General features: G+C 68.3%; 5 protein-coding genes and 1 pseudogene. 4 read left to right on the top strand and 2 right to left on the bottom strand.

Annotated features, from left to right (window positions below):
* The 3 genes and pseudogenes from ACFWF3_RS23200 to ACFWF3_RS23190 form a co-directional block, all read left to right on the top strand.
* Positions 1–113, top strand: a pseudogene (locus ACFWF3_RS23200) (hypothetical protein); the annotation flags it as partial.
* Between the two features lie 162 nt (positions 114–275).
* Entirely contained in the window at positions 276–1424 is a 1149-nt protein-coding gene (locus ACFWF3_RS23195) for an MFS transporter (protein ID WP_379315246.1), read from the top strand.
* A 40-nt stretch (positions 1425–1464) separates the two neighbouring features.
* The gene (locus ACFWF3_RS23190) at positions 1465–2355 is read left to right on the top strand and encodes a hypothetical protein (protein ID WP_379315245.1); all 891 of its coding nucleotides are present in this window, start codon (positions 1465–1467) and stop codon (positions 2353–2355) included.
* Between the two features lie 27 nt (positions 2356–2382).
* On the opposite strand, the gene glpK is transcribed toward ACFWF3_RS23190, so the two are convergent.
* Complete coding sequence (gene glpK / locus ACFWF3_RS23185) at positions 2383–3879, bottom strand: glycerol kinase GlpK (protein ID WP_379315244.1); 1497 nt, start codon at positions 3877–3879, stop codon at positions 2383–2385.
* Between the two features lie 91 nt (positions 3880–3970).
* Complete coding sequence (locus ACFWF3_RS23180; RefSeq protein WP_379315243.1) at positions 3971–4723, bottom strand: IclR family transcriptional regulator; 753 nt, start codon at positions 4721–4723, stop codon at positions 3971–3973.
* Positions 4724–4856: 133 nt separating this feature from the next.
* On the opposite strand from ACFWF3_RS23180, the gene ACFWF3_RS23175 reads away from it, so the two are divergent.
* A partial coding sequence (locus ACFWF3_RS23175; protein ID WP_379315242.1) for an FGGY family carbohydrate kinase occupies positions 4857–5282 on the top strand: 426 nt, incomplete at its 3' end.

Here is a 5282-nt window from a genome sequence, read left to right as displayed (position 1 = left end):
GGCCCTCCTCCGGTTCCTTCTCCGCCTACGCCGACCAGGCGCTCGGCCGCTGGGCGGGCTTCTCGATCGGCTGGCTGTACTGGTTCTTCTGGGTCGTGGTGCTCCGATGCGAGCGCTTTTGCGTCCGTACCCGGCGGTTGTTCCCACGGTGGGGTAACTCACGCTCGTTTCGGGTAGCTAATGGGTAGTCGTGCCCGTTGCATGGAAGCGTGACTTCTTCCATCGCAGCCCCCGATCGCCTCGACGTGCCACGCACCAGCTGGCATGTCCCGGCGATGCTCGCGTTGGCGCTGGGTGGATTCGGGATCGGGACCACCGAGTTCGTGACCATGGGGTTGCTGCCCGATATCGCGCGGGCCTTCGATATCTCCGAGCCGTCGGCCGGGCACGCGGTGTCGGCGTACGCGCTGGGGGTCGTGGTCGGTGCGCCGCTGATCGCCGCGTTGTGCGCGCGGGTGGCGCGCAAGAAGTTGCTGATCGTGTTGATGGTCGCGTTCACGCTCGGCAATATCGGGACCGTGCTCGCGCCGACCTTCGGCACGCTCGTGCTCGCGCGGTTCGTGTCCGGTCTGCCGCACGGCGCGTACTTCGGCGTCGCCTCGCTGGCCGCCGCCACGCTCGCGCCCGTGGGGCAGCGAGCCAAGGCCGTGGCCGCGGTGATGCTCGGGCTCAGCGTGGCGAATGTGATCGGGGTGCCCGGCGCGACCTGGCTCGGTCAGCACCTGGGCTGGCGTGACGCCTATGTGGTCGTCGCCGTGATCGGCGTGGCCACGGTGGCCGCTCTGTGGCGCTATGTCCCCGCGCTGACCAGCATGAAGATCACCAACCCGATAACCGAACTCGGGGCGCTGCGACGCCCGCAGGTGCTGCTCACCCTGGCTGTGGGCGCGATCGGCTTCGGCGGCATGTTCGCGGTCTACACCTACATCGCCACCACGATGACCGATGTCGCGGGCATGCCCATCGGCGCGGTGCCGATCGTGCTGGCGCTGTTCGGTCTCGGCATGATCGTGGGCAATATCGGCGGCGGCATCCTCGCCGACCGCGGCGTCGACCGCTCGATCTTCGTGGCCATGATCGCGATGGTCGTGATCCTGGCCGGGTTCGTCCTGGCGGCGCACAACCCCGTCACCGCCGCGATCGGCGCCTTCCTCGTCGGCGCCTCGGGCGCGGCCCTGGCCCCCGGCCTCCAAACCCGCCTCATGGACGTAGCCGCCGACGCCCAAACCCTCGCCGCCGCCCTCAACCACGCCGCCTTGAACATGGCCAACGCCGCGGGCGCCTGGCTCGGCGGCCTCGTCATCGCCGCGGGCCTCGGCTACACCGCCCCCGCCATGGTCGGCGCGCTCCTGGCCGTCGCCGGTGTCCTCCTGTTCACCCTCACGGTTTTCCTGCAACGCCGGTCGGCGCATAACACGCCGTAACCGATTGGTGCCCTTGCGTACTTCGTCATACGTTGCCCACATGCCGAGCCACCTGCACGAGGGTTTGCTTGACCTGTTCCGCACGGATCTCTTGCTGGCTCCGTCTCTGCTGGCTGAGGAGTTCAGGATCCCGCTGCCCGGCTTGTCGCAGATGCGGGCTGAGCCGTGCGACTTCACTGACGTCGGACCCAAGGAGTTCCGCGGTGACTTGGCCCTCAGCACCCACGACGATCGGGACATCCCGGTACTCGGTGTGTGCGTCGAGGTGCAGTTGTCCAAGGCGGACGTGCGTCGCTGGAAATGGCCGGTCTACCTGACCACCCTGCGATCGCGGCTGTGTTGCCCGGTAGTGCTGTTGGTGGTGACGCCCAGCAGAGCAGTCGCGAAGTGGGCCGAGCAGCCGATCGAGCTCGATACGGTCGGATCGGTCATCCAACCGCTGGTGCTGGGCCCGGACCGTTTCCCTGTCGTCACCGATCCGGTCGAGGCCGGAAAGTGCCCCGAGCGCGCGACGCTGTCGGCGATCGCCCACGGCGCAGGTCCGCATATGGAGGAAGTCCTTGCCGCGTTCCTGGCCGGGCTGATGAAAACCGACGATGAACATGCCAAAATGTATCTTGATCTGGTCGACGACGCGTTGACCGTCGCAGCAAGCCGACGCTTGGAGGAACTGATGGAGAGCACGCCTCAATATCGCGGCCGCATCGCTACCAAGTACATGGCGAAGGGGCGCGAGGAGGGGCTCGCGGAGGTGGACGCGAAGGTCGCCGAGACTGCTGCGCACGCGGTGCTCACCGTGCTGACTGCCCGCGGGCTCGAGCTGTCCGCCGCGCAGCGGGCGCAGCTCGCCGCGTGTACCGACCTCGACCAGCTCGACGCGTGGTTGACGCAGGCGGTCACCGCCACTCGTACCGACGAACTCTTCGGCTGACGCGCGAGTTGTCTCTACCTCGGCGGTTCAGTCGGCGGGCCGGGCCCAGCCGACGCTGAGTTGGACGGCTCGTTGCCAGCGTTCGTATTCTTCCTCGCGTATTCGACGGTCCGGCGACGGTATCCATTGGGCGGCGACCTTCCAATTGCGGCGTAGGCCTTGGAGATCGGGCCAGTAGCCGACGGCCAGGCCCGCCGCGTAGGCGGCGCCGAGGGAGACGGTTTCGGTGACCAGCGGGCGCATGACCGGCGTGTCGAGGACGTCGGCGATGATCTGCATGAGCAGGTTGTTGGAGGCCATGCCGCCTGCTACCCGCAGGGACTTCGCCTGGAGACCCGCGTCGGCGTTCATGGCTTCGACCACGTCGCGGGTCTGCCAGGCGGTGGCCTCCAGGACGGCGCGGGCCAGGTGGCCCTTGGTGACGTAGGAGGTCAGGCCGATGAGCAGGCCTCGGGCGTCGCTGCGCCAGTGCGGGGCGTAGAGGCCGGAGAAGGCGGGGACCAGGTAGCAGCCGCCGTTGTCGTCGACTGTGCTTGCGAGAGTTTCGATCTCGGGTGCGGTGGCAATCAGGCCGACGATGTCGCGCAGCCACTGGACGAGAGATCCGGTGACCGCGATCGGCCCTTCGAGGGCGTAGACCGGTTCGGGGCCGACCTGGTAGCCGATGGTGGTGAGCAGGCCGTGCCGGGAGCGGATCAATTCGGTGCCGGTGTTCATCATGAGGAAGCCGCCGGTGCCGTAGGTGCATTCGGTTTCGCCCGGGGCGAAGCAGGTCTGGCCGAACAGGGCCGCGTGCTGGTCGCCGAGGGCGGCGCCGATCCGCACGCCGGGGACGACGGTACTCGCCGTGCCGAAATCGCCGGTCGACGGTTCGATGCGGGGGAGCATGGCGGACGGAATGTCGAAGAACCGCAGCAGTTCCGCGTCCCACTGGCGGGTGGCGAGATTCATCAACAGGGTGCGGCCGGCGTTGGTGACGTCGGTGACGTGCTCGGCGCCGCCGGTCAGATTCCAGATGAGCCAGGACTCCATGGTCCCGAAGAGAACGTCGCCGCGTTCGGCTCTGGCGCGCAGACCGTCGACATTGTCGAGTAGCCAGCGCAGGCGAGGTGCGGCGAAATACGTGGCAAGGGGAAGCCCGCTCAACTCGGTAATGCGGTGTGCTCCAGGAAATTCCCTCATCTGATCGACCAGCTCTTCGGTGCGTACGTCCTGCCAGACGATGGCCAGCCGAACCGGCAAACCGGTGTGCCGATCCCAGACAACGGTGGTCTCGCGCTGATTGGCGATCCCGATCGCGGCCACCTGCTCGACGGTGATCCCGGCATCGCGCAGCGCCGCGGGCACGATCCGCTCCACCGTCCGCCAGATCTCGAGCGCGTCCTGTTCCACCCAGCCCGACCTGGGATAATGCTGACGGTGGGTCCGCTGCACCATTCCGGCCAGCCGGGCGTGCTGATCGAAGACGATGCACCGGCTCGAGGTGGTGCCCTGATCGATGGCGAGCACGAAGCGTTGCGTCATCGGCAGCTGCTTTCGTCGGCGGTGCGGGGTGTCACGGTAGCGGCGCGCCTGTTCACGGGGGCTGTCGCAGCGAAAAGCGTGGTGGCACAGTTCATTGCGCTGCCGTCAGATCGCGGTGCACCGCGAGAGCGGCGGCGCGCACCTGCTCGATCGCGGCCTGTCGGGTTTGTAAACGGTTGTCGCACAGCCGATCCATCGGCCCGGTGATGCCGATGGCAGCGACGACGAGGCCACCTCTGGCTCGAATCGGCGCGGCGATCCCCGCTTCGCCCGAGCGGTACTCCTCGACTTCGTCTGCCCAGCCCCGCCGCCGCACCTCGGTGATCGCGCGGTCGAGTCGGTCGCGTTCGGTGATCGTCCGCCGGGTGAATGCCTGGAGCGCCGCGACTTTCGCCGCGGCGTCGTAGGCGAGCAGGACCTTACCGAGTGCGGTCGCATGGGCGGGCAGCACCTCGCCGACTGCCAGGGCCTGCTCGCTGTTGTCGGGCCGGAAGACGTGGTGGATCACCGTGATCCCGGTATCCCGCGCTACCGCGATCCGTACCGATTCCCCGGAGCGCGAGGCGAGGGCGTCGGCCCGATGGATCGCCCGCGAGCGCAACTCGTTCACGTCGAGCCGATCGGTTCCGAGTTCGCCGATCGCGGGGCCGAGCAGGTACTTGCCGGTGAGCGCGTCCTGGCCGACGAATCCGACCCCGAGCAGCGTCCGCAGGATGCCGTGCGCGGTGGGCTTGGCCAGGTCGAGCGCGGCCGCGATCTCGCCGACGCCCAGCGGCCCCGGTCCGCGCGCCAGCAGCCGCAGCACGGCGGCGGCGCGTTCGATCGACTGAATCGGGCCGGGCATGGGCCCGAACCTACCACCGTTCAGCATTGTCGAACGGTGCTTGTGGTGCCCGTGTCCGCGCGTTTCTAGCGTGGGCTTCGGGCACAGGTGCCCGAACGGCGGACTCGACGACGAGGTCCGGGAAGGCGAGAAAATGAACCGGTACGTGGGCGCGATCGACCAGGGCACGACGTCGACGCGATTCATGGTTTTCGACCACAGGGGCACCGTGGTCGCCCGCCACCAGCTCGAACACTCGCAGATCATGCCGCGCCCCGGCTGGGTCGAACACAATCCGGACGAGATCTGGGAACGCACCCGCACCGTCGTCAAGACCGCCCTCTCGCTCGCCGATCTCACGGCCGACGACCTCGCCGCCATCGGCGTCACCAACCAGCGTGAGACCACCGTTGTCTGGAACCGCCACACCGGCCGCCCCTACGGCAACGCCATCGTCTGGCAGGACACCCGCACCGACGCCATCGCGGCGGCCCTCGAACGCTCCGGCCGCGGCGACGTCATCCGCCGCAAGGCGGGGCTCCCGCCGGCCACGTACTTCTCGGGCGGCAAGATCCAGTGG

This window comes from Nocardia sp. NPDC060220 (assembly GCF_042727815.1).
Lineage (GTDB): Bacteria > Actinomycetota > Actinomycetes > Mycobacteriales > Mycobacteriaceae > Nocardia.
This window is presented reverse-complemented; position numbering and strand designations above follow the sequence as displayed.